This is a genomic window from Streptomyces spinosisporus (genome assembly GCF_022698145.1).
GTDB lineage: Bacteria > Actinomycetota > Actinomycetes > Streptomycetales > Streptomycetaceae > Streptomyces > Streptomyces spinosisporus.
This window is the reverse complement of sequence record NZ_JALDAX010000003.1, coordinates 624,840-648,732: the sequence shown is the minus strand read 5'-3', so window position 1 is coordinate 648,732 and position 23,893 is coordinate 624,840. Positions and strand designations below refer to the sequence as shown.

Below are 23,893 nucleotides of genomic sequence, written 5' to 3'. Positions count from 1 at the left end.
GCCGGAGCGGGCGGGGCCGCACGGCCGGGTGTGTCCGCGCAGGTCCGCCGGGATCGTCCCGTGAACGCGGGTGCGAGGGTGCGCGCATGACGGGCGCGGCAATTCGGTGGCGCAGGCTCCGGGCGCGGGCGGTGCCGCATAGCCGGGCGTACCCGCGCAGGTCGGCGGGGCGCTCCGCGCCAGTTGGCGGCGTGTCCGCGCACGTCCGCCCGGCTCGGGCCGGGACGGTGGAGGTGTGTTGTCAGTGGGGTTCGGCAGGATGGGGGTGCGGGTGGTCTATGGGGAGGAGTGGCTGGGTGCGGTATATCGGGGTTGCGGAGCGGCGGGGGCGGTTGGGGGTGCGGCAGCGGCTTGCCAGGGGCGCGCGGGCGGGGAGGCCCGAGGAGGTGGCCGGGTCGTTGGTCGCGCTGCACGGTACGGATCCGGCCACGGTGCATCTGGCCGTGGGCGCGCGGCTCACGGATCCGGGGGTGACCGTGGCGGAGACGGAGCGCGCGCTGTACGGCGACCGTTCGCTGGTCCGGATGCACGGCATGCGGCACACGGTGTTCGTGTTCCCCACCGACCTCACCGCCGTCGTGCACGCCTCGACCGGTCTCGCGGTCGCCGCCCGGGAGCGGGCCGCGCTGCTGAAGGACATGGCGAAGGCCGGGGCGCCGGACGCGGCCTGGCTGAAGGAGGTCGAGGAGTCGGCGCTGGCGGCACTGGTGCGGCGCGGGCAGGCGACGGCGGCCGAACTCGCCGAGGACGAACCACGGTTGAGGGAACAGTTCGTGTACGCGGCCGGGAAGAGCTACGAGGGCGTGCACACCGTCTCCACCCGGCTGCTGAGGGTGCTGGGCGTGGAGGGGAAGGTCGTACGGGGGCGTCCGCTCGGGTCGTGGACGTCCAGCCAGTTCCGCTGGGCCGTGGCTCCGCCGCATCCCGAGCTGGACGTCGCCGAGGCGCAGGCGGTGCTGCTCGGCCGCTGGCTCGCGGTGTGCGGCCCGGCCACGGAGAGCGATCTGAAGTGGTGGACGGGCTGGAAGGTGACCGACGTCCGGCGCGCGCTCGCCTCGATCGGCGCGCAGGCGGTGGAGCTGGACGAGGGCACGGGCTACGTCGTCGAGGGTGACGTCGGGCCGGCGGACGCGCCCGTCGAGCCGTGGGCGGCGCTGCTGCCCGGGCTGGATCCGACGGCGATGGGGTGGCGCGACCGCGACTGGTATCTCGCGCCGGAGCTGCGGCCGCCGCTGTTCGACGGCAGCGGGAACGTGGGACCGACGGTGTGGTGGGACGGCCGGGTGGTGGGCGGCTGGGCCCAGCGGCCGGACGGCGAGATCGCGTGGCGCGTCCTGGTCCCCGGCGGGGTGGGCCGGGAGGCGGAGGCCGCGATCGCCGAGGAGGCCCGGCGGCTGCAGGGGTGGGTGGGCGCGACGAGGGTGACACCGCGCTTTCGGACGCCGTTGGAGCGGGAGTTGGCGGGGTAGGGGCGCGGCGGAGGCGCCGGGTGCCCCCGAAGGGGAGAGAGGGCACCCGGCGCTCCGCTCACCGCGTGTACCGCATCAGGGCCCGCACCATGTGGCAGGTCGTGTCGGACGGCGGATGGACGCCGATGATCTCGGCGGTGTTGCGTATCGTCTCGTTGCGGGCCTGGTTGGGCATGTAGATGCCCAGGTCGAGCAGGGCGATCGCGAGCCGCATCGCCTTGAGGCGGCGGTTGTGCGTGATGTACCACTCGCGCGGACGCCCCGGCGGCAACGGCCGCTTCTCCACCGGGTCGTAGGGCAGGTCGAGCAGTACGGCGCGCTTGGCTGTGGACTGCGTCGGCATCGGCTTCAGTGCGGCAGCGGGCACAGGCATCCTCCTGTCGCGGTCAGGGCGTTCGACGGAGGCTGTTCCACCCCCGGCGACTCCCTCGAACACTGCTTCTAGTTTATCCCTCGGTACTGACATCCAGGGTGTCCAGCACGTCCAGCAAATGCCCTGGTGAAGCAGGAACTTGCCGCCGTGTCACATCAGGTCCGTGAGAAATGTGTGAGACGGCGGCAATCGAACACCAGGCCCGCGCGGGCATGAAGAAACCCGCCCCGCCGAGACTCTTCCGGAGACCTCGACGGGACGGGCGACCGAGGGCGCAAGGTGCGCCATGCATGTATCTACCCGCGCAACCATGATCAGACAAATTAGGGTCAACCCTAATCCCTTTTGATCATGGCGTCGGGAGCGTGGACGGGTGCCACGTCCCACCCCACCCGACGAACGGGTCCTCACCCGCCGCCGCCAGGTCGGGGAGCAGATCCGCCGCGTACGCGAGCACCACAACCTCACCCAACAGGACGTGTGCGGCCGTTCCGGCATCGACGTCGCCAGCTACAGCCGGATCGAGCAAGGCCACTCCTCACCCAAGCTCGACACCCTGATCCGCATCGCTGACGCCATAGGCGTACCGCTCGCCGACCTCGTCCGCTGAACGGGCCGCCCCCGCGGGGACGGAAGCGGCCCGCGTCCACCGCTACCGGCCCCATCGGCGACAGGCTCCAGCGGAGGTCACCAGCTGGTCTTCGTGTACGGATGCCAGTGCTGCCCAGCGTGACCGATCGGCTGGGTGCAATGCACGTGCGTGCCCGAGTGTTCAGCCCAGCAGTAGCGGTGGCCGTTCGGCACACGGGGCAGGGAAGACTTCCTCACGAGTCGGCTCCTGTCTTGACGGGGCGGGCGACGAGCGGCGCGCAGCTCGGGCAGGCGAACACCTCGACGCTCAAGTCGTGGGCACCGCAGCGCCCCTCAGCGCGGCCGGCGGACACGGCGCCCTTGCTGAGACGCACGCGGCAGAACACGCACGCCCATCCGGAGTACTGCGCCCGCGTCAGGTCCTGGGCGGCCGGGAGTCTCACGGCTGGTCGGCGACGGGGACCAGGTGGTGCACGTCGCGGCAGGACTCGCACGCGAAGAGGCGCCGCACACCCACATTGGAGCCAGCGTCCTCGATCTGGACGAGACGGGCGGTGTCGCTCATCCCCTTGTGCCACGCGCAATACGCCCACGACCGCGGGACTAACTGCGCGGACGCTGTGGGGCTTTCCGTCGGAGGCGAGGTCTGCGTAGTCTCGGCCATGTCGACTCCATCCAGTCGGCCAAGCCCGGGACCGTGTCAGCGGTCGCCGGGGTTTTCTGTTACTGACCGTATGGATGGGGCGACGCGCGGCTCCAGCGTGGTGCACGTTGGTGCACCGATTCATCCGAGCGCTGTGATCGCCTCGCGGATCAGGCAGCGGGCCGTGTCCCCGTGGACCGCCAGCTGGTGCAGCTCCTGGAACACGCGCGCGTACATCGTGATCTCGCGGGGCTGCGTGATCGTCAGGTAGCCGGAGACCAGCTCCACCGCCACCTGCGAACTGTCGAAGATCCAGAAGTCCTCAACCGGCCGCTGCACCGAGCGGTCCGGCTGCATGGGCACGATGCCCAGCGACACGTTCGGCAGGAAGCCCACCACCAGCAGATGCCGCAGCTGCTCCCGCATCACCTCCCGGCCGCCCACGCCGTTACGAAGCACGGACTCCTCCAGCACGAACGCGAACGTGCGCGGCCCCTCGTACAGGACGTGCTGACGGTCCATGCGCTCGGCGACCGCGGCCTCCACGTCGTCGACCAGGCCGCGGCGCCGGCGTGTGGCGTGCAGGATCGCCCGCGTGTAGGCCATCGTCTGCAACAGGCCGGGGATGAGCCAGCCGTCGTACACGCGGTGCGCGTGCGTGCGCTCGTACAGCGGCCGCACGGACTCCTGCGCCGCCTTCAGCCCGGCCCGCTCCATGCGGGACCACTCCACCCACATGCCGTCGACCGCACGCAGCGCGGCGACGAGCTCGTCGGCCTGGTCCTGCACGCCGCACGCGCGCGCCCACGCGCGCACATCCTCCGGGGCCGGCCTCGTCCGCACCGTCTCGATCCGCGACACCTTGGAGTGGCTGAAGCCGGTCCGCTCGGCGAGCCCGCGCACCGTCAACTCAGCGTCCAGGCGCAGGTCCCGCAGCCGGGCGGCGAGGGCCTGGCGCGCTGCTTCGGCGCTGGACGACGGTGACGCGGGCATGGTGCTGGGTCAGACCTTGAAGTCCTCGTGCGGGATAGCGCGTTCCCAGACGGCGACGAACGCGGCGGCGCACAGGCCGGCGACCACGGGCTCCTCCGTCCACTCCTCGCCGAGGACCTCGCCGTCCCCGGAGAAGTGCCCGAACCGTACGAGCTGGCCGTCGAGGATCCAGAAGTCGTTGCCGGGCAGGGCGATATCGGAGGCACGGCGGCGGGGCAGCCACCGCACCTCTTCGCCGGCGTCGAGGTTCATGGTCGTGGTGGCGTGCTCGAACTTGATGTAGTCGGTGACGGGTTCGGACACGATGCGAGCTCGCCGCATGGTGACGCCGCGACTGGTTGCCTCGCGCACGAGGTCCGCCCACGGCTGGAACACGGCCTGGAAATCAGGCTGTTCGCCCCGCTTCCAGGCCAGGTACGTCGGGTCGGTCGGGGTGTAGCTGTCGCGCATCTCCAGGTGGAACGCCGTGCGCTCGGTCTCGCGGAGGCGGTCAGGAAAGCTCACGGTCAGCCTCACGGGGCAGGAACTGCCGCATCACTGCGGGCAGCCGAATGATCGTCTCGTGGTCCGGCACGTCGGTGGAATGGCCGGGGATGGAGCCGATCTCCGCGCACGCTTTCACCTCGGCCTCCGTGGCCTTGTAGGACTGGATGAACAGGTCCCCCGTGTCCTCGTCGAGCCAGATCGTCGGACTGTCGACGTTGGGCGTGTTCGGGATGATGCCGAGGAACTTAAGGCGCATGGCGGTCTCCTCCGCTGGCTGTTGCACATTGGTGCAACACACCGTGGTCGCATGGCAGATCAGCCGTCAAGACGGCGTCACCCCTCGTGACCACGTCTGGGCATGATGAAAGGCCCCCTCCCGCCCGCAGGCGGAAGGGGGCAATGATCATCTTGTTACTTGCCGAGAGCCTGCCAGGCCGACACGACTAGCGCTCCCACCCCAGTCATCGCAGCGACGGCCGGCAACGGCCATCGGTTCCGCTCCAGAGCGTCCAACCTCGACTCGTGCTCGTCCAGCTTCTTATCCGTCTGCTCGCCGCGCTGCACCAGGAGGGCAAGCTGGCCACGCTGCTCGGTGAACCCCACCTCCATCGTGCGTCTCAGCTCGGCCAGCTCAAGCGCGATCGAGGTGGATTCCGGGGGCGTCACTCGCGGCTCGCCGCGACGTCCGTGCGCAGCCACGATGGCAGCAGCGCCTGAACCCCGGGCAGCGCCATCACGCGGGCCAGTCCGGCAGCGACGGCGAGCGAGCCAGCGACCCACGGCAGCGACTCGGGCACGCCCGACGCGTCCACGATCTGAGGCAGCATCACGGCCACGCCCACAGTGGTCTGCACGCCCGTCCGGATGGTGCGCTTCGTCGAATCCAGCACGGTGATCCCTCACTTTCAGGAGAGGAGGAGCCGCCAGGTGAGCGGCCCCGGGTAGCCGTAGGCGTCCCCGGCCAGGGCGGGAGTCGCGCGCTGGAAGTCGCGCACGTTCTCGCGGGTGTACTCGGTGAAGCGCGGCCCGGGCTGGTAGCCGTTGCCGTCGTTGTGACGGGTGTAGCCCTTCCGGACCAGGCCTCGGTCAAGCGTCGAGACAGCCGGGTTGGACTTGCCGAGGACGAACGCACTGCGCCCCGGGAACGGCGGCACGCTCGAGGACGTTGTCTTGCCGGGCAGGCTGCCCAACAGCTGGTGGAGGCTGACCTCGCCTGGCACGCCGTCGGCGTCCTGGTGCGGGGCCGTCCCCTTGTAGCCGAGGGACAGCTGGAAGTCCTGATAGTTCCGGGTGTCGGCGTCGGTCCACTCCGGGCCCGGCCCCACCTTGTAGTGCTTGCCGAAGCCCTTCGCGACGAGAGTCTGGCCGACCTTCGTGATGTGCGACCCGGTCGCCCCGTAGCCGTACTTCAGGCCGTTGATCTCGACCTGGTAGCGGGCGATCGAGCTGCCCGATGCCGTGCCGCTGGTGCCGCCCTGGGGGCTGCTCCCGTCCGGGCGGTGCGCGCCCGCGCGCACCCACGCATACAGGGGGTCGCCCGGGCACGCGGTGGCGTAGCCGTCCCGGTGACCGAGGACCTCCGGGCCGGCCGAGCCGCCGTTGCGGAGCCAGTCGATCGCGTCGACCAGTCCGCCGAGGAGGGCGTCCGTCGGCTGCACGAGGCCGGACGAGCCGACCATGGCGCACACCGCGTAGTCCTTCGCGTTGAGCGTCTGGTTGCCGTTGGCGCCGGTCTTGCGGTGCAGCCCGCGGCCCTCAAAGACGTACCCGTGCGGGCAGACGACAGCGTTGTACGCGATGTCGCTGTAGTCCTCGGCCGTGTTGGCGAGGTGAGAGGCCTGGATGTCGCGCATATGGCCAGCGCAGGCACTGTGCGCGTCGGCGGCCGCGAGAGACTTCGGGACGTACGCGCCCTCGTAGTGGATCTTCACGCCGCTCGTGGCGCCGATGTAGACCAGCGAGTACTTCGACGGCCGGGCGCCCCACACCGCGCGCGTGACGAGCCTCATCGGGTCGCCCCCTTCCGCGACCACTGGCCAGCGGCCGTGCCCTCGGCGCGCGAGGTCGCCCAGAGCGTGTCGTTGCCGTCCAGCAGCACCTGCAGATTGCATGTCACGGTGCTCTCGGCGTGGACCTGGACGACGACGGCCGGGAGGAGGTCGCCCTCCTGGACCCAGTTGCCGAAGTGGGCGATGAAGCCCGTGTGGTCGTCTCCCGGGCCGTTGTTCTGGAAGTCCTGGCGGCGCCGGTTGGTGGCCTCGGCCTCGTCCGCGGTGACCCGGTACAGGACGACGTCACCGACCGCGGGCGCCGGCGGGGCCGCTCCTCCGAGGGCCGCCGTGCTCGCCGCGAGCACAGCCCAGTTCTTCGCAGCCCAGAGAGCGTCGAGGCCCTTCGTCACCTCCGGCCCAGTGAGCGTCTCCGCCAGCTGGTGCGCGAGGTCGTGGAACGGCCGGCTCACCTCCTGGAGGTTGGCGGGCAGGTGGTCGTAGCGGAAGTTGCCCAGCATCTGCGCAACGGCAGGGTGAAGCTCGGCAGCCATGAGGACCTCCAGGACATAGAAGAGCCCCGAGCCGGGTGGCACGGGGCTGACGAGAAAGTGAGGTCAGAGGGTGTATGAGGCCGTGACCCGGATGTTCGTGCTGTTCGCAACGGACTGGTTATAACTGATCGTTCTCAGATCGACCGTGCCCGAGGTAGAGATCACGCACTGCCCGTTGACGATTCCGTTGTCCCACGCCGCTCCGACCGCTTCGCTCGGCCACCAGCCGGCCGGCAAGGTGGCGATAGTCGGATCACCAACGATGTTCTCTGTGTTGCTGTCAGCCGCGAGAGTCCCTCCCGTCTTGGTGATGAGCAGATTCACGTAGACCTCATCGCCGACCCTCCGTGCCACGAACTGGCTGACGCTGTAGTTCGTAGCCGCAGTCACGCCAGTCGTGATCTCCGTCGGGTCGAGACCGTCGTTAAGCCGCGCGGCAGTGATCACCATGCCGGGTTGCCAAGTCGTCACCAGATCCTCCTACCGGCCCGTGATTGCCTGTTGCGCCAGCCGCACTACGCTCCCCGACGCCTGCTCCTTGACGACCCCGTTGACCGAGCGGGCCACGGTGAACGTCTGCGGCGACGAAGCGCCAGAGATCCCGGTAACCGTCATCACCTCACCCCCGACGAGGATGTCGAAGTCGACTTCGTACACCCACGGCAAGCCATCTGAGACAGCCACAGAGAGCGCCGTGTCGTCCTCATCCGCAGCCGCCGCCAACGTGCTCGCACCCGAGTCGGCGATCCCGAGCACCTCATCGTCGGCGATGGCTACCGTGTACGGCCCAGCGGGACTGCAGTTGAACGTGATCTCCCACTTCCGTGGGAGCATGGTCTCCGTCCACCCGTCGATCAGCAGCTCAACCGCGCCCCCGCCCGCGAACTTCTTCGGCAGGTTCTCGATGCGGATCTTGTCGCCGACGTCCAGCGACAACACGGCCGGGATGAAAGCCGGGTGCCGATGCAACTGCAGCGTCACCGACGGATACCGAGCCTCATCCCACGAGGTGAGGTGCAGCTGCCATCCAGCCGCGTCGCTGGTCTGGTCGTCGCTGAACAGGTTGAGCGTCGTCGAGTCGTCGTACAGGCCGATGCCGTCCGGCGGATCCTGCACCGACAGCCGTCCCTCGGTCAGGGTGGCGTAGCCGCTGCTCCCTCCGTCCCGGGTGACAGTCCAGTCGTTGCGGATCTGGTCGTCCTCGACCGGCTCGAACGGCGGCGCCATCTGCTTCTGGGCGTAGTCGAGGGTCAGCTTCGGGTCCTGGTTGTAGAGGCTGAGTCGGGTGCGGTACACCAGCTCGCGTCGCTCTCGCAGCTCCCCGAAGATCCCGCCGTCTGCATCCGCGCACTCGCGCAACAGGTCGAGCAGCGCCTTCGGCCGCTGCGGTCCCACGAGCTCGGTGTCCGAGGGATCACCCACGATGGTCAGCGGGACGTTCTCCTCGGCGCACAGCCGCTGCATCCGCTCGCCTGCGGTCTCGCCCGCCCATGCATCTACCGCTCCCGCGTAGGCGGATACGGTGACGGAATCCCACACCGACCACACGGAAATGTGGCCGAGCGCCAGGCCGTCGATGTCAGAGGCGTAACCGTCCGGCGGAGACGCCACCCCCGTGGGATAGCCGATCGTGCCAGAGAACGAACCTGAGCCGGCGCCTGCATCGCCACCCACGTCGGTCCATACGATCTGCCAGTTGACCGAGGAACCGCTCTGGCTGACCTGGAACTGGACGGCGATCCACTGCCCCCACAGGTCGGTACCGATGCCGGTCTCGCCGGTGAACACTGCGTTGCCGTCGCTGTCCCTGCCGATGATGCGAGAGATACCGCTTCCCATCTGGATGTACCAGTCGGAGATGGTGCCGGTGGACCGGATCCGCAGGAAGGTGCGGACTGTCGTGTTCACCGTGTCGAGGCGATACATGTACTGCACCAGCCAGCTGGACAGCGGAGTCGAGGCCGGTCTTGGCACGCTCCCGCTGAGCAGGCACGCCGCGCTGCCAGAGGAATCGATGGTCGGCAGAGGCGATGAGGAGGCCAGGGTGTCAACGTTCGCCCAGTTCGCCGGGGCCAGCTTCAGAGGCCCGACGCCTGCGATGGGCGAGGAGGCCTGGGAGGCGTCCTTGCCTTCCTCCATGGGCCAGTACGCCAGGAGGTTGGAGACGGTGGGGATCTTCCGGCGCAGCGTCGAAGCAAGGCTCTTCTGCCCCTGGCCCATGCGCCGCAGGATGCCTGCGGCTTCGATCGGCGTCCACGCGTCCGCTTCTGACGGCGACCACTTCGGGGGCCACTCGGGGATTTCGCCGGCGAAGCGCGTCACGCGGTCGCTGAGCTCGGCGTCCCCGGCGAGCGTCCACGTCAGCCCCGTGTCGTCGGTGAAGCTACTTGCGCCGACGGTCTGCGCGGTGAAGTCGACGTCCGCGACCACCGTCCCGTCGATGCCGTTGCGCAGCTGGAACGCGAAGATCTTGCCCTCGGGGCGGACGAACGCGGTCACCGTGTCGATGTCGCCGACGGCCAGCGGCGAGGCCGAGCTGAAGATGGTCGAGCCGGCGCCCGCAGCGGAGGCCAAACCGAGCTGTGTCCACGGGCCGTCGATGCTCGGCGCTGTGTAATGGGTGATCTGCCCGTTGGAGGCATCGCGGGTGGAACGCACCGCGATGCGGCCGCGCAGTGCGGTATCCGAGATCGCTTCCGTCGAGCCGAACTGAGGCTGCGAGGTGCCGTCAGGCGAGTAGCGAAGGATCAGTTCACCCTGCGCGCCGATCAGCATCAGCCATGACCGCTGGCTTCCGGTGACCAGCCACTTCCCGCCCAGGATCACACCGTTGGCCTGCGGCAGGTTGTCGATCTGGATCTCGAACCGGATGTCGATGCTGCCGGTGATGTCGAGCGCCGCGGCGTCGGGGGTGGTGGCCCGGTCGGTGCCGCCCTTCAGGGCGAGGTAGACGTCCGGCCCGCCCGGCAGGTCGAACTGGAAGGGGGTGTTCCGGCCGATCAGCCCGTAGTAGGGGCCCTCCGGATTCCGCTCGCTGTACCGACCGTCCCTGTTCTTGATCGTGGCGGAGCAGCTGGCTGGGTCAGCCGCGTTCGCTCGGTACGCGCGCCCGCGCTTGTGAGTGATCGCATCGCGGGTGTAGAGGTCCGCCGTGATGTCTTGCAGGTCCGATCCCAGCCGGAGCCTGCCGCGCAGGCCGAGGGGTTCTTGAGGGAACGCCACTGCGCCTCACTTCCCGAGCACGAACTGAACGTCGCCGCCGAGTGCGGCCATCTTCTTGCGGAGCGTGTCGATCAGCAGGTCGCCGAACGCGGAGCCGTCGGATCCGATCCTCACGACCTTCGGCGCCATCGCGGTGTGGCCGGCAGTCCCACCGCCCATCGCCGAGCTGACGCCCAGCGCCATCGAGGCGGACGGGGTCGGGACGTCCACCAGCGACTGCATGGTGTCCTCGATCACGCCCGCGTTGTCCTCCGCGCCCTTCGCGATACCGGCCGGGATCCAGTGACCGACCTGCTTGGCCATCACCTTCGAGGGCGAGCCGATACCCAGCGCCTTCGCGACAGGCCCCGGGATGATCGCCTTCGCCCAGCCGATCAACTTGGAGCGGAGCCAACTGCCCATGCCGACGATCCCGTTCCACAGACCGAGCACAATGTCCCGGCCCTTGCTGTAGAGCAGGTTCTTCACGGCGCCGATCGCCCCGCTCACCCGGCCCGGAATGCCACGCGCCCAGCTGATCAACGACGTCACCTTCGCCGACGCCGAGCTCCGGAAGGCGTTGAAGGCCTCGACGGCCTTCGACTTCAGGAAGCCGGCCATCGCCGCGAGCGCGCCCGCCACCTTGCCCGGGATACCGCGCACCCAGCCGAGCCAGGTCACGACGATGTCAGCGACCTTCCTCACCATCGAGGAGAAGAAGCCCGAGACCATGCCGGGGATCTTGGACAGGTAGCCGACGACCAGAAGCACAAGGTCGATCGCGCCGGAGACCTTCCCTGAGATCCAGTCCCAGGCCGTCAGGGTCGCCGCCTTGATCTGGTCCCAGTAGGTGATGACCAGCAGGACCAGGCCGGCCACCGCGACGATGATGCCCGCGACGATCCAGAACACCGGGTTGGCGAGCATCGCGCTGTTGAAAGCCCACACCCCGATGGCTGCAATGCTGAACGCGGTGCCGAGGATGCCTACGAAGAGCGCGGCCGTCTTGAAAGCTGTGGAGTGCTCTGAAACGAAGTCGAACAGGTCGGTCAACTTCGGGATGACCTTGGTCCCGAGGAACTCCACAAGGTTCTGCTGCATGCCCCGCTTGAAGGCCTCCAGGCGAGTGCCCGCGTTGTCGCGCAGCCGGTCGCCCATCTTGTCGGCCGAGCCGCCCACCGTGCCCAGAGCATCCGCCGCACTCGACGGGTCGAGAGCCAGCAGCGCCTTCTGAGTGTCCTCGCTCTTGGTGGCGAACAACTGGAGGGCGACAGAGTTCCGCTTCGCCGGATCCTTGATCTTCCGCAATCCGTCGAAGACCTGATCCAGAGCCTTCCGTGCCGGAGGGCCGCCCTGGACGAAGGTCTTTTGCATCTCCTTGCCGTTGAGGCCGATCGCCTTGAAGGCCGAGTCGACCTTGCCGCCCTGGGCGATCAGGACGAACTCCTTCAGCGCGTCGGCGACGACGTCGGTATCGCGCGCGCCCGCCTTCATGCCTTGGCTGAGCAGGCCCGTCGCCGTGGTGGCGTCCAGGCCCATCTGCCGGAATTGCGTCGAGTACTCGTTGAACGTGTCCGCAATGTCGTCCGCCCGGGGGCCCATCCGCTGCAGGCCTGCGGTGAGCGCGTCGACCGCCTGGACGCCGTCCTTCGCCAGACCCGTCTTGATCATCTGGCCGACAGCGTTCGCGGTCTGTCCCAGGTCCAGATCGAAGGTGTTCGACAAGTCGGACACCTTCGTAGCGATCGACTGCAGCTGCGCCTCAGTCGCATCTGGAGGTGCGATGCCAGCGCGCATCACGGCGCTGATCGCATCGGCCGCGCCCTGGAAGTCTTCCGTCACCGCGTTCGCGTACAGGTTGCCCGCGATGTGCCCATACTTCTGCGCTTCGGCCGGGGTGGCGCCGAGCTGAGCCGCCAGACGGCCCGTGATCTGGCCCTGCTCCATCGCCTGGCTGAGACTGTCGATCAGCAGCGCGCCCGCGGCCGCGCCGATCCCGGCCGCCGCCAGCTTCAGCTTCCCCAGGCCCTGCTCCAGCCGCCCGGCCGTCTCCTCACCCTCGCCCTGGGCGCTGTCCCCCAGGCCGTCGCCGAGCGCATCCCCAGCATCGCCGCCCGCACGGCGGGCGCCCGCGGTGAGCCCGTCGTCCAGGTCGTCGGTCAGGCCCGCAGCAATGCGCGCCCCAGCGATGTGCGCCTCACGCTCAGCTTCGAGGCGGGCCTGGGTGACGGCGTCGACCAAGCCGCCGCCGAGCTGCCGCCACTGACCGTCCGCGCCCCGCACGAAGTTCCCACCGAGCTGCTGCCCAGCGTTCTGCCCGGCCTGCTGCGCGTCCGATCCGAGGCGCTGCCCGGTCGCCCGCATGGCCTGCTCGGTACGCCGCAGGCCCGGGTCTACCGCCCTGTCGTCGATGGTGATGAGGGCATTGAGTTCGCCGACGGTGAGCGCCACGGCGCTACCTCCTCCGGGGTGTGCGGGGCTGCTTCGGTGGGGGAGGTGCGAAGTGCCGGCTGATACGGGACTCGGCAGAGACGAGGCCGTAGAGGCGGGTGCAGAACCAGCGCCACGACCGCTCCCGCATGAGGCCGGGTGTGGACAGGTCGAGGCCGTAGGTGTCCTGGAAGTCCGCCTCTACCAGCGACCACTGCTCCAGCAGGTCGTGGCGGCTTACCCGCTTGCCTTTGGACCGGGCTTGCGACGCCGGCGGGAGCCCGCCCTCGTACCACTCGTAGAGCCCCGTGACCGGGTCCCGCTCGCCGCAGCCGACGCCGATGGCGCTGACTTCGGCTGCCGACGGGCCGCCCGGTTCGGGGCGAGGAGAGAAGGGTCGCCACCGGATTCCCAGTACGCCGCGGCGCGGTCGCGGTCCTGGAGTACCCACACCATGGTGGTCAGGGCGACGTGCCGGAAGCGGGCCCATGAGAGCTGTGCGGCGATCTCGTCGTGGACGGAGCCGAGGACCAGTTTGAACAGGTCCTTCTCTTCGTCGTTGTCGAGCAGCTCCTGGTCCGGCTCGGTGCCGTCGAGGTAGAGGCGGGCCGCGGCCTTGGTGATCGCCTCGACGCGCAGCCCGTCCTCAGCAGCCGGGGACGGGATCTTGAGCGTGCGGGTCTGCCCGTCCTTGCACTTGGCCGGCAGCTCCAGCCAGTCATCAAGGAAGTCGTCGAGCGCCTGGAACTTTGCCGCCATCAGCTACCCGCGAGCGGGTTGTCGATCGGCGTGAGCGGCCCGTCACCGGTGAAGGTGATCTCCGTCTCTCCGAGCGCCGTGTACTCGCCGCCGGACGGCGCCCACGTCGGGATCGCCTTGCCCTCGTACGCCTCGGGCAGACCGTTGCGGTTCATGTACCGCAGGTGCACCTTGTTCGCGTCGCCGTACGCGAAGTGCGCCAGCCTGATCGCCTCGTGGACCGGCGAGTAGACCTTGGAGGTCTTGTTCGCCTTGCGGCGGATCGTGACCGCCAGCTCCCAACTCTGGGCGGTCTTCTCGTTCGACGCCCAGCCGTCGGAGTCGTAGTCGGAGGCGTCCTCGATGTTCGGCTCGCTGCTGGGCTGGAACTCGCGCACCCCGGGGCAGAGCTGCCAGTCCGGGGCCTCGTCCGTACCCATGTTGATCTCAAGTCGCCATTCCCGTGCGAGCTCGGTCTCGTCGGTGACCGGAGTCGTCATGACCGTTTCCCTTTCAGTCGATCAGGTGGGCTCCGGACCTGACCGTCCGGAAGTAGTAGTTCGCGCTGATCTCCATGCGGCCGGTCGTGTCCTGGCCGATCCAGGCTTGGGAGTTGCGCCACGAGATCTCGACCTGCACGCCGTGCGCCTGCCAGTTCTGGCGGTTGTGCAGGACGTTGAAGATGTCGTTCGCCAGCTGCACCACGGCCGTCGGGTTCGTGCCTGCGCGTAGGCGCGCCTGCACGCCCGTCACGGCGTCCGTGGAGTCGTCGTCGGACACCGGATACGGGGTCAGCCCGATCGCCCGGTCCGGGCCGTCTGGCACGCGGCCGAGAACGATCCCCGTCCCGTCGGCAGGCAGGACTCCCGCCTCGTCGTAGGTTCCGACGTCCTCCGCGGCGAGGAGCTCGGCCACACCTCGCAGGAGGTCGACGTCGTGTGTCTCGCCGCTCATCTCAGGGCCCTCCGCATCTGCGCCGCGATGATCCGGAGCACGTCGTCTCGGGACGCGTTGAGCGGCCCTTCCAGGTACTTCGCGGTGCGGCCCGGGGCGTGCCGGTAGTCCAGCTCCTCGTGCTGGCGTACGGCGTACGGGGTGTTGTAGGAGACCGCGGCCTGCAACGTGCCCTCGTCCACGGAGGTCTCGCCCGAGTCCTGCAGCGGCCCCTCATCGAGCGGCACGACCTCGGTGGACTGAGCGAGCACGAACTCCGCACCCAGCAGCAGGCCGCGCGCGGCACCCGCCCGCATCTCCCGCTGCACCTGCGGCCCGTGGAAGGTCAGCCGGAAGTTCGCTGCCATCGGGCCTCCCAGCTACTGGAGTTGGATCTCCAGGTGGTCGGGTGTCGGCAGGCCTCCGCCGTCGCGCGGCAGAGCGGCGATGACCGTGGTCTTCCGGCCGTCGGGCAGCGTCACCCGGGACAGCGCCGGCGCCACAGTTTCCGGGGCCGCGTAGGCCGTGGATGACGAGGTGGTCTCCTCACCGCCCGCCGACCGGACGGCCCGGGTCTGCTGGTCGACGAAGGCGCGCACCGTGACCGCAGGCCCATACCGGGGGCCGGTGCTCGACTCGCCCAAGTACGGCTCGATCGTGATCTGGTGGCGCAGCAGCCAGCCCGGGATCTTGCTCACCAGGGCACCGCCAGCGCGCCAATGAACAACTTGTCGTGGAGGTCCGGGGCGCGGAGTTCGTCCATGACCTGCGGGGCGATCTGGCGGGCCGCGGAGTCGTCGCCTGAGACACCCGTGCCAGAGCGGCCGAGACTGACGGATCCGATCGACACGCTGTCATAGCCGGCACCGACCGCGCCGCGGCTGTCGCCGACCTCGTCCCACCAGGCGACCTGCGCGCAGACGGCCCGGGCGATCGCGGCCGCAACGGCTTCGTCGGTGGGCATGCCGTCGTCGTCCACGTCGTACCGGCAGAACGCCAGGAGGCGCGCCTCCAGCATCCGCGTAGCGTCCGCCAGGAGGCCCGCAGCGCCTGTCGGGGGTGCGGCCCGCAGGTAGTTCGCCAGGTCCGTTGTCGTCGCGTATACGCGCCCGGTCGCGCCCGCGCCCGGGGTCGGCGCCACCGATACCTGCTGGTTCTCCGCCGAGGCGCCAGTGCCGGTCACCACCCAGTGCAGCAGCCAGACGCCCGCCGCGGTGTACGTGAGTGGTGCCGTCCATGTGGCGCCGCCGTCCGCCGTTGAGACGGACGGTGTGGACGTGGTGCCGTCGGGGGCGGTCACGGTGAGCGAGGCCTGCGTGTCCCCGGCGTGCGGGGACACTGCCAGGCTCGCGGTGACCTTGTCTCCCACGTCGGGCATGTCAGCCTCCCTGCGTCGAAGTCGCGTGCAGCGACGGACCGGTAACGGTCGCGGTCAGAACCGGCCCGCTCGTAGATGGAGTAAGCACGGGCCCGGACACGCTGGGGAGCAGCTCGTCGGCCGGCCGCTGCTTCTGCGCATCCCACGCCGTGGCCCGGGCCACGGCGTGCGCGGTCCGCAGGCGCCGGATCTGGAACGGCTGCCGCACCCGGCCAGCCGCCGCGACTTCGCGGGCCGCGCCGAGAGTGGTGTGCCCGCTGATGGTGAGCGCGGTGGCCTGCTCGCTGCAGCGTGCCGGGCCGAGCCGCACGGTCTTGCCCGCGGCCAGGTCTCGAGCGCGCTCGACGGCGCGCGCCCGGCCGAGCGGGATCCGATGCCCGGCCTCGAGCGGCTGGGCGATCTCGGCAGCCCGGGCGGGACCGAGCGTGACAGCCTTCGCCGCCGTGAGCGGGCGCGCTCCCTCAATGGCGCGGGCGAAGCCGAGGCCTCCGGACGTGACCACGCCCAACACCTCGGCGGCCGCCTGCTCGCGGGCCGTGCCGAGGACGATCCGCTTGGCGCCCGTGAGTGCGCCCGCGTGGGCCCGCTCGCGCGCGCCCGCCACCGTGCGCGCCTTCCCGCCCGCCAACGCCCGCGCACTGTCCACCGTGGCGGCCGCCGACAGTCGCCCGGCCTTCCCTCCAGCGAGGGGCCCGGCGAGGTCCTGCGCGGCCGCCGCGGTGAGCGTGCTGGCCTTGCTCCCGGTGAGTGGCCGGCCCGTCTCGCGGCTGGCGGCCGCGCTGATGCGGGTCTCGCCCGCTGTTGCTACGGCGCCTGCCTGCTCTGGGCTGCGGGCGGTGCCGAGCCGCATCGTCTTGGCCGCGGTGATGGGCTGCGCGCTGTCGACGCTGCCCGCCGGGCCGGTGGCCACGGTGTGTCCGGCGGTCAGCGGTAGCGCGGTGTCCGTGTCCGCGGCCGCGCCGACCAGAGCCGTCCTCGCGTGCCCCACAGCACCCGCTGCTGACACTTCCCGGGCCACGCCTAGGACCGTGTGCTTCGACGCTGTGAGCGGTCGTCCAGCGGCTTCCTCGCGCCCCGGCCCGAGCGTGGCCGTGCGGGCCACGGTGAGCGGGCCCGAAGTGCTGGTCTCCTGCGCCAGGCCGAGCGGCACGACGACCGTGGCCGTGAGTGTCTGCGCGGTGGCTGTCTCCTGGGCCGCGCCGAGGGTTGCGGCCCGGGAGACGGTCAACGGGCGGGCCTCGTCCGCGACTTGGGCCGTGCCCAGCGTCGTGCTCTTCGCGGCCGTCAGCGAGCCGCCAGCGTCCGTCACGGCCGCCGCGCCGAGCGGCGAGGCCTTGCCCACGGCCAGGCCGCGCGCCGCACTCGCCTCGTGCGCTGTCCCAGGGAACACTTCCTGCCCGGTCGGCAGGGTGTTCACGTTGTCGAACTCGGTGATCGTGTCCGCGCCCGTATCGCGGTGCGAGATCAGCTGCAGCGCGTTGTCATCGGCCGCCGCCCACGTGGGAGTGGTCGCGGTGCGGCGCTGCGTCCACGTCTCGCCGTCCGGGGCCGTCTCCCAGTACAGGGTTCCTGCGTCCTCCCGGATGCGGAACCACGCGTGCGCCTCGGGGTCGTACGGGATGCGTACGGCGTCCGGGTCGAAGTAGTCGACGCGCAGCGCCATGTTCAGCTCGTCCGCGATGGCGTCGACTTCCATGACGAGGTCGGTGCCGGGCGTTGCCGAGGTGACGAGGACCTGTGACCAGGCCTCAAGGGTCCCGCCCCCGGCAGGGCTGGGGAACACCTGGACGTGGAACGTCGACCCGGTCAGTGTGTAGGTGCTGCCGACGGCGAAGGCGTTGTAGTCGGTGCCGCAGGTGACCCGGGCGCGGCCGCCCGTCTCGCTGATCCGGCCGGTGTTGTACGAGTCCGTCCAGAGGTCTTCGTTGATCGTGCCGTCGTTGAAGTTGTCCACGATGGTGGACAAGTTGGGCACGTAGCGGGTGATCGGCCGGGCCGCGCTCGTCTCGCGGGCCGTGCCGAGGGTGACCTCTTGGTCGGTGGCGACGGGTCCGGGGAGCCCGTTGTCGCTGCTCCCGGTGCTGTCGTTGACGGCGATGTCGTCGAAGTAGATGTCCGCCGTCGTCGGGTTGATCACTCCGAAGCGGGCGTAGACGCCGCCTTCGAGGGCGATGCCGGTCCGCGTAGTCGCGAGCGTCCCGTCGATGTAGATCTTCCCGGTGCCGTTCGGGTCGTCGTAGTCGAACTCGACCCGGGTCCAGGTGTTCAGCGGGATCGCCGCGGTGGCGGTGCCGCCTGTGGTGCTCCCGCTGGCTGTGATGATCAGTGTCCGAGACGCCGTCATCTTGACGCCGTAGAAGTCGGAGACGTCGGTGCTCTCGCCGGACCATGCCATGATCCCGGTCATCGCGGCAGGCGCCGTAGCCACGTTGATGTACGCCCTCAGGAACACATGATCGCGGTTGCCGTCGGGGTCGATCTCCTGCGAGATGGAGGTCTGCTGGCTGGTGGTCGGGTGGCAGCGTAGGGAGTGCGTGCCGCTGTTCGCCTGCGTCGTGACGATGGTGGGCGAGCCGTTGGTGGTGTCCCATTCGGTACCGGCCTCGAAGCCGGTGGTGAACTTCCGCGCCATCGGCCCGCCCTCCTTCGGCTACGACGGGTTGCTGGAGACAGCGACGCCGTCCGCGTCCACGCTCGCGGTGATCGTGGTTCCGTCTGGGGTGACCGCGAAGTCGTGGATCGTGAGCGGGATGAGCCCGGTGTCTGCGGTCGCACCGGTCGGGTCGTAGCAGATGACGATCTTGCCGGTGGCGTTGCCGGTCGCGTCCGTCCAGACCAGGTCGTCTGCAGTCCACGAGGCCTCGTTGCCGGTGTCGTCCACCGTGACCGTCACGTTCGCCAGGTCCTTGCGGCCCATCGTGGTCTGCTCGTTGGACGCCCCGGCCAGCAGCGCGGACAGGGTGTCGTAGTCCTGCAGCGCGTCGTCCGTCTCAAGGCCCGTCGCCTCCAGGACGACGGCCGTCAGCACCGCACCGCCGGTACCGGCCTCGGCAACGGAGGCATAGTGAACATGCCTTCCTTTCCCGACGTTGGTTACGAAGTCCCCCATGGCTCAGGCCTCCTTGCCGTAGCGCTCGACCAGCTCCGCCTTCGTGAGCGTCGCGATCTCGGCCGCCTCTTCAGAGTCCTTGGCGACGCTGTTCGCGTACTCCACCCACTTGACCTTCGCGTCCTGCGCGGTTGGCCGCTCCGGCGGTCCCGCCGGCGGAGTCTGCTCCGGCTCCGGGGTGAGCTCGGCGATGCGCTTCCAGTTCGGCAGCATCTCCAGCCGAGCATCAGGGCGGGCCCGCTCTACCTCGTCCCCGGTGTTGTCGTTGCGGTACCTGTACGTCATCGGTGATCCCTCCAGCGGGGTCGGACAGAACTCGGCCACGAGCGCCCGCATCTGGGCTTGCTGGCCGGACGCCGCCTGATAGCGGCGGTAGCGGGCGAGAGACTCGGCCGAACCGACCGAGCGGGACCGGCGCGGAGCGGGCGGATGCCACAGGTGGAACAGGTCGCTGTCGCCTCGCCACATCGGGCCGGCCAGCGTCTCCAGAGCGAGCGCCCAGGCCTGGTCTTCCTGCCCCCACCCCTGGAACTGCGGGTCCATGGGAACGCCTTCGAGGACCTGGCGGTCGAGGACGACGATGCCGCCACCCGGCATGCCCCGGTGGATCTCTGCGGTTGGCTGGCCGGACAGCGAGGCTCCGCCCAAGACCGACCGCGTGGCTTCCTCGGTGAGGCGCCGGACGTTCTGGTGCGGCATCGCCCACCGGGCCCGTCCGGAGACGACCTCCTCGATGGCGTACAGCACGGTCGGGCACCACACGTCCGCATCGGCGACGACCAGGACGTCGGCGTCGGTCTGCGCCAGGGCGTCGGCGACGGCTGCACCCTTGGACCACGGGCCGTCCGGGCAGGCCCCGGTGACGATCTCGCAGTCGGGATGCCAGTTGGCCCACTGCCGGTGTGACCATTCCCAGACCGCTTGCCGCGGGCCGCCGTCGGGCCGCCACGGCACGAGGATGGCGACGCTCACGCAGGCTCCCGGTAGAAGACGACGTCCCGCACTTCGCCACCGCGCCGTGCCAGGCCGGGGCCGCGGCCCCACTTGGAGACCCAGTCGTAGTCGCGGACCCAGCGGTCGACCTCAGCAAAGCCGTGCCCGGCCATGAACGCGACCGTTTCGGCGTATGGGCTGGCCATCGTCGGGTCGTCGACCGTGCACGTCTCCACGACGACCAGGCGCAGGCTGTCCCATGGGGCCGCGTAGAGGACGTCCAGCTCCAGGCCCTGCGCGTCGATGACCGCGGCGTCCGCGTCGGGGGCGACCTCGTCCAGGCGGCGCACGTCCACGTCGATGGTCTGCGCCACCTTGTCGATGTCCTGCGGTGGGGCCAGCGTCGACAGGTTGGTCCGGGCCATGATGTGCAGCCGCGTCCACGCGTTCGCGGGCCCGCACGCGCACTGGTGCACGACGACGTCCGGATGCTCGCGGTGCAGCTGCTCGGCGAGCCACGGGATCGGCTCGACCAGAGTGATCCGGGGGATGCCCGCCTCGCGGTAGAACGGCATCTCCTCGCCGAGATGAGCACCGACATGCACCAGATGCTGCGGCGCCCAGCCGAGCCGCTTCAGGAGCGCGGGGAAGGCCCGCATGACGTTGGCCACCGGTCAGGCTCCTCGGGTCGCTGGGTGGCGTACGTAGTCGGCCACGGTGTCGAAGTCGTCCGTCCAGTCATTGATCTCGGTGAACCAGCCCGGATCCACCCGGTGCTGATCGAGCGGTGTGCGCTGCCAGGACCGCAGCAGCATCCATCCCGGCGGCCGCGTGACGATCTGGGCGGCACGCAACTCGTGGACCTGCCGCAGCCGGACGTCCATCCGCGTGTGCTGCCCAGGCCACCACGAAGCGGCGAAGATCTCGCCGTACGGGGTGCCCGTGATCCGGGAAGATTGCGCCCGGCCGAACACGCGGTAGGTGTGCGACCGCCAGGCCGCGATCGTCTCCATGGCCCGGTCAGTGAAGTACACGTCGCCGAGCAGGAGCACAGTCCGCCCGTCCTCGTTCCACAGGCCGCGCGTCGCCGCGTACTCGGACGGCGCGCTCCCCTCCTGCTCGTGCACCGTCACGCCGGGAATCTTGTACCGGGTGTCGCCGGCCGGGCAGGTGAGGTGCACGTCGTCGCTGATCTCGCGGGCCTGCCCTACCGTGCGGTACAGCAGCGGCACCCCGGAGTGGGCTCGCAGCGGCACCAGGTGGGAGGGCACGCCGAGGTGGTTGCCCCACTTCGCTTGCGACCCTGCACAGGCGATGATCACCCGCATCCGAAGACCTCCCGCTGAATGTCCCGGAGCCGGTGCTCCCACAGATGCCGCTCCTCAACCAGCGTGATCGCAGCGTCCGTCAGTTCCCGCCGGCGGGCAGCGGTGAGTGCGTCGATCCGCTCGCCAAGACCGCGGAAGTCGCCGCGCTCGTAGGTGAGCATCACGTCGTCCGTGAGGCCGAGCTCCGTCATGCCTTCCGTGCGCGGGTGCGCGAGCAGGCCCCCGCGCCCGAGCGTGCACACCATCCGGTCCGACCAGTAGCGGGCGGCCGGAGCCGAGTCGCCCAGCACGACCTCGGCTGAGGCGTACAGGGTGCCGAGGTCCGCGCCCCACACGGGGCGGCTGCGGCCGTACTGCTGGAAGCGGTAGCTGTACTGGCGTTGAGCCCAGGTGAGGAGGTCGGCACGGTGTTGGCCGTGGATGCCGGGGACGTAGCTGCCGACGAACACGGCCCGGCCCGGGAAGCGGCGCCGGTCCGGTTTGCTGCGGCCGAGCCAGCGGCGGCCGAGCGGTGGCGGCAGCCACCGGTGGTTGACACCGCGGGCGAGGAACTCTGCCTGGTGTCCGCCGTCCGCGGTGAACACCCACTGGCAGGACCACCACGGGTCCATACCGATCTGCGGTTCGCGGCCGCGGATGCCCCAGTACAGGTCGAGGTGCAGGCCCACCGTGGCGGTGCCGTTGTCCTCGATCGCGCACAGCATGCGCGGGATATCGCCGGTCGGGTTGTGGCCGTGGGTGCGGGCCCAGATCAGCAGGTCCGCCCCACGGCAGGCGGCCACGACCTCTTCAGCGGGGATGTCCCGGGCGGGCAGGTGGAGCATGTCCCACCCCAACTCGGTCCCGCCTTCGGTCAGGCAGTCCTTCCAGCGGTTGAGGTGGAGCGGGCGGGGGGCGCCGAGCACAACGACACGCATCGACGCCCCCCTGTCACCCCACATCACCCTTGCCCTCGCCAGGGAAGGGGTCTCAGGAACCGGCGCCTTCGAGGATGACGGCGCGGTTCGCGTCGAGGGTCTTCGTGCCGTACAGGCAGTCGACGGAGACGACCGTCTGCTTGTACTTGATGTCGTAGTCGTAGACCACGCGCAGGCCGAATCCCTTGTAGTTCATGATCACCGCGTCCTGGGCGCCCGGGGGCACCTCCAGCGGACGCATTACGAGCGCGAACGCGGTCCGGTGGAAGGCAATGCCCTCCTCCGGCTCGGTGACGTGCTGCGTCCAGTACGGGTCGAAGCCGAACAGCCGGCGGCCGATGTACGCCTCCCGCAGCGCCTCAGTGCCGCCCGACTCGTTGACCTTCTTCAGGACGTCGGAGTCGAGCCAGTCGGCGTTGGTGACCGGGCCCACGACCGCGGATCGGTCCGTTGTCGGCACCTTGTTCTGGTTGAGGACCTTGCCTGCGTCGATGAGGACCTCCGGCTTGTCCAGCTCGCGGCCGGTGGTGCTGCCGACGGTGTGGGAGATGTCGGAGCGCAGCGCCAGGAGATCGGTGTCGATCTTCTGGGCGATGGCCTCCATCGCCGGGTCGAGGAGCTGCGTGCCGAAGTCCTCGATCTCCAGCGTCAGCTGCTCGGTCGTGACGTTGAACGACACGTCGGAGAAGTGGTTCAGCGTGACGTCCACGCCGGACTCGGTCGCGTTCTGCGGGACGATTCCGGTGCCGCGGTTGAACTCGGCCGCGGTGAACGTGGCCGGCTTGCGGACGGTGATGGTGTCGCCCTGCTTGCCGCGGAAGTCGCCGTCGTAGTCGCGGTGCACGAGCTGCGCCATGACGGTCGTCTCGTACAGCGTTGCGAGCGCCCTCGTGGCGATCAGGTCGGGGGTCAGAAACGTGTTGGCCACGGGGGCCTCCTTCTAAGCGGGAGGCTCAGCTGCGCGCCTTGCGGCGGGCCTCGCGCTGTGCCTCGATGCTGTTCTGGTTCTTGGGCTTCTCCGTGCTGCCGGAGAAGTCGCCGGAGTTGCGCGCGGGCGCCTGGCTCGCGGCCTTGAGCTTGGGGTTGTCGGCCACCGCGGACTTGATCGCGGCGTCGACCTTCTTCGCGAACCCGTCGGCAGTCGGGTCGAGGTCGGCGATGGACTTCAGGAAGGCCCGGCTGTCGGTGAGCGCATCCGGGTCGGCGCCGTACTTCGACGCACCTCGGTACACGGCCAGCTCGACTGCGGTCTCCCTGTGCGCCGCCGTGGCGGACTCGATCTGCGCTTTCAGCGCGGCGGGGTCGGGGGGCGTCTTGTCGTCGTCCTCGACCAGCCCGAGAACCTTGCCGAGCTCCTTCATGATCTCGGCGCGTGCCTCATCGGCTGCGGCCTTCTTGGCGCCGGTGCGAGCCTTCGCAGCCTCGCCGTTCGCCGCCTTGAGCTCCTTCTGGAGTCGGGCGATCGTCGCGGCCGGGTCTTCGTCGGCGTCCTTCTTCGCGGGTGGCTTGGGCTTGGCCTTCTGCTTGCCCGCGTCGTCGTCCTGGCCGTCGTCATCGCCGGTCCCGCCGGCATCGTCGTCGTCCTGGCCGTCGTCGTCCCCGCCGTCGTCACCGTCGGCGTTGTCGGATCCGGAGTCGTCTCCGTCCCCGCCGTCGGCGTACAGGTACGGGTCGAAAGGGCCCATCGCGTAGGGGTGTGCCCAGCCAGTGCCGAAGCCGTGGCGGGCGAGGGTTCGCTTCTGCATGCGTGCACTCCTGGTGCGCGTCGGTGAAAAGGCCCCGCACCTGGCGGAGCCGTACTGCAATCCAGCCCGCGCCAGGCGGGCGGA

At 69.8% G+C, this 23,893-nt stretch carries 27 protein-coding genes; 2 read left to right on the top strand and 25 right to left on the bottom strand.

All coding sequences use genetic code 11. From position 1 onward, the window contains the following. Positions 1-278 precede the first annotated feature (278 nt). Positions 279-1,469 carry a winged helix DNA-binding domain-containing protein gene (locus MQN93_RS11305; RefSeq protein WP_242709378.1) on the top strand — a complete coding sequence of 397 codons (1,191 nt, stop codon included), beginning with the start codon at positions 279-281 and terminating at the stop codon, positions 1,467-1,469. A 58-nt stretch (positions 1,470-1,527) separates the two neighbouring features. Here MQN93_RS11305 and MQN93_RS11300 read toward each other — a convergent pair whose 3' ends face one another. Beyond that, positions 1,528-1,836 (bottom strand): hypothetical protein, encoded by a 309-nt coding sequence (locus tag MQN93_RS11300; protein ID WP_016435726.1) that lies wholly within the window; start codon positions 1,834-1,836, stop codon positions 1,528-1,530. Positions 1,837-2,215: 379 nt separating this feature from the next. Between MQN93_RS11300 and MQN93_RS11295 the strand changes: the two genes are divergently transcribed. Further along, positions 2,216-2,452 carry a helix-turn-helix domain-containing protein gene (locus MQN93_RS11295; protein ID WP_242709377.1) on the top strand — a complete coding sequence of 79 codons (237 nt, stop codon included), beginning with the start codon at positions 2,216-2,218 and terminating at the stop codon, positions 2,450-2,452. Between the two features lie 420 nt (positions 2,453-2,872). Here the strand turns inward: MQN93_RS11295 and MQN93_RS43910 are convergent, their stop codons facing one another. The 24 genes from MQN93_RS43910 to MQN93_RS11175 all read right to left on the bottom strand — a co-directional run bounded on the left by MQN93_RS43910 (position 2,873) and on the right by MQN93_RS11175 (position 23,809). Next, a complete protein-coding gene (locus MQN93_RS43910; protein ID WP_278190571.1) occupies positions 2,873-2,998 on the bottom strand; it encodes a hypothetical protein in 126 nt (41 codons plus the stop codon). Positions 2,999-3,217: 219 nt separating this feature from the next. Continuing rightward, positions 3,218-4,069, bottom strand: a complete 852-nt coding sequence (locus MQN93_RS11290; protein WP_242709376.1) for a helix-turn-helix domain-containing protein — start codon at positions 4,067-4,069, stop codon at positions 3,218-3,220. A 9-nt stretch (positions 4,070-4,078) separates the two neighbouring features. Beyond that, the gene (locus MQN93_RS11285; protein WP_242709375.1) at positions 4,079-4,573 is read right to left on the bottom strand and encodes a DUF6879 family protein; all 495 of its coding nucleotides are present in this window, start codon (positions 4,571-4,573) and stop codon (positions 4,079-4,081) included. Further along, complete coding sequence (locus MQN93_RS11280; RefSeq protein ID WP_242709374.1) at positions 4,560-4,811, bottom strand: hypothetical protein; 252 nt, start codon at positions 4,809-4,811, stop codon at positions 4,560-4,562. The genes MQN93_RS11285 and MQN93_RS11280 overlap by 14 nt, the downstream gene beginning before the upstream one ends. Positions 4,812-5,217: 406 nt before the next feature. Then, positions 5,218-5,445: a hypothetical protein gene (locus MQN93_RS11270; RefSeq protein WP_242709373.1), complete on the bottom strand. Its 228-nt coding sequence runs from the start codon at positions 5,443-5,445 to the stop codon at positions 5,218-5,220. 15 nt (positions 5,446-5,460) lie between these two features. Beyond that, positions 5,461-6,564, bottom strand: a complete 1,104-nt coding sequence (locus tag MQN93_RS11265; protein WP_242709372.1) for a peptidoglycan-binding protein — start codon at positions 6,562-6,564, stop codon at positions 5,461-5,463. After that, complete coding sequence (locus tag MQN93_RS11260) at positions 6,561-7,097, bottom strand: hypothetical protein (RefSeq protein WP_242709371.1); 537 nt, start codon at positions 7,095-7,097, stop codon at positions 6,561-6,563. Before MQN93_RS11260 ends, MQN93_RS11265 begins: the two co-directional genes overlap by 4 nt. Positions 7,098-7,160: 63 nt before the next feature. Beyond that, the gene (locus tag MQN93_RS11255) at positions 7,161-7,568 is read right to left on the bottom strand and encodes a hypothetical protein (RefSeq protein WP_242709370.1); all 408 of its coding nucleotides are present in this window, start codon (positions 7,566-7,568) and stop codon (positions 7,161-7,163) included. 9 nt (positions 7,569-7,577) lie between these two features. Continuing rightward, a complete protein-coding gene (locus MQN93_RS11250) occupies positions 7,578-10,319 on the bottom strand; it encodes a hypothetical protein (protein WP_242709369.1) in 2,742 nt (913 codons plus the stop codon). A 6-nt stretch (positions 10,320-10,325) separates the two neighbouring features. Next, complete coding sequence (locus MQN93_RS11245) at positions 10,326-12,749, bottom strand: phage tail tape measure protein (RefSeq protein ID WP_242709368.1); 2,424 nt, start codon at positions 12,747-12,749, stop codon at positions 10,326-10,328. Positions 12,750-12,965: 216 nt separating this feature from the next. Next, entirely contained in the window at positions 12,966-13,487 is a 522-nt protein-coding gene (locus tag MQN93_RS11240; RefSeq protein WP_242709367.1) for a DUF7426 family protein, read from the bottom strand. Further along, positions 13,487-13,966 carry a phage tail tube protein gene (locus MQN93_RS11235; protein WP_242709366.1) on the bottom strand — a complete coding sequence of 160 codons (480 nt, stop codon included), beginning with the start codon at positions 13,964-13,966 and terminating at the stop codon, positions 13,487-13,489. The genes MQN93_RS11240 and MQN93_RS11235 overlap by 1 nt, the downstream gene beginning before the upstream one ends. A 13-nt stretch (positions 13,967-13,979) precedes the next feature. After that, positions 13,980-14,420 carry a minor capsid protein gene (locus MQN93_RS11230; protein WP_242709365.1) on the bottom strand — a complete coding sequence of 147 codons (441 nt, stop codon included), beginning with the start codon at positions 14,418-14,420 and terminating at the stop codon, positions 13,980-13,982. Continuing rightward, a complete protein-coding gene (locus MQN93_RS11225; protein WP_242709364.1) occupies positions 14,417-14,767 on the bottom strand; it encodes a minor capsid protein in 351 nt (116 codons plus the stop codon). Before MQN93_RS11225 ends, MQN93_RS11230 begins: the two co-directional genes overlap by 4 nt. Positions 14,768-14,779: 12 nt before the next feature. Then, on the bottom strand, positions 14,780-15,097 hold the full coding sequence (locus MQN93_RS11220) for a hypothetical protein (RefSeq protein WP_242709363.1): 318 nt from the start codon (positions 15,095-15,097) through the stop codon (positions 14,780-14,782). After that, positions 15,094-15,777, bottom strand: a complete 684-nt coding sequence (locus MQN93_RS11215) for a hypothetical protein (RefSeq protein WP_242709362.1) — start codon at positions 15,775-15,777, stop codon at positions 15,094-15,096. Before MQN93_RS11215 ends, MQN93_RS11220 begins: the two co-directional genes overlap by 4 nt. Position 15,778: 1 nt before the next feature. After that, a complete protein-coding gene (locus MQN93_RS11210; RefSeq protein ID WP_242709361.1) occupies positions 15,779-18,409 on the bottom strand; it encodes a hypothetical protein in 2,631 nt (876 codons plus the stop codon). Between the two features lie 18 nt (positions 18,410-18,427). After that, a complete protein-coding gene (locus MQN93_RS11205) occupies positions 18,428-18,886 on the bottom strand; it encodes a hypothetical protein (protein ID WP_242709360.1) in 459 nt (152 codons plus the stop codon). Between the two features lie 3 nt (positions 18,887-18,889). Then, the gene (locus MQN93_RS11200) at positions 18,890-19,858 is read right to left on the bottom strand and encodes a glycosyltransferase family protein (RefSeq protein WP_242709359.1); all 969 of its coding nucleotides are present in this window, start codon (positions 19,856-19,858) and stop codon (positions 18,890-18,892) included. Then, positions 19,855-20,490, bottom strand: a complete 636-nt coding sequence (locus tag MQN93_RS11195; protein WP_242709358.1) for an FkbM family methyltransferase — start codon at positions 20,488-20,490, stop codon at positions 19,855-19,857. The genes MQN93_RS11200 and MQN93_RS11195 overlap by 4 nt, the downstream gene beginning before the upstream one ends. Before the next feature lie 3 nt (positions 20,491-20,493). Further along, positions 20,494-21,090, bottom strand: coding sequence for a hypothetical protein (locus MQN93_RS11190; RefSeq protein ID WP_242709357.1), 597 nt, complete (start codon positions 21,088-21,090; stop codon positions 20,494-20,496). A gap of 47 nt (positions 21,091-21,137) precedes the next feature. Then, a complete protein-coding gene (locus MQN93_RS11185; protein WP_242709356.1) occupies positions 21,138-22,064 on the bottom strand; it encodes a glycosyltransferase family protein in 927 nt (308 codons plus the stop codon). 52 nt (positions 22,065-22,116) lie between these two features. Continuing rightward, complete coding sequence (locus MQN93_RS11180) at positions 22,117-22,992, bottom strand: major capsid protein (protein WP_242709355.1); 876 nt, start codon at positions 22,990-22,992, stop codon at positions 22,117-22,119. A gap of 25 nt (positions 22,993-23,017) precedes the next feature. Continuing rightward, the gene (locus tag MQN93_RS11175) at positions 23,018-23,809 is read right to left on the bottom strand and encodes a hypothetical protein (protein ID WP_242709354.1); all 792 of its coding nucleotides are present in this window, start codon (positions 23,807-23,809) and stop codon (positions 23,018-23,020) included. Positions 23,810-23,893 lie beyond the last annotated feature (84 nt).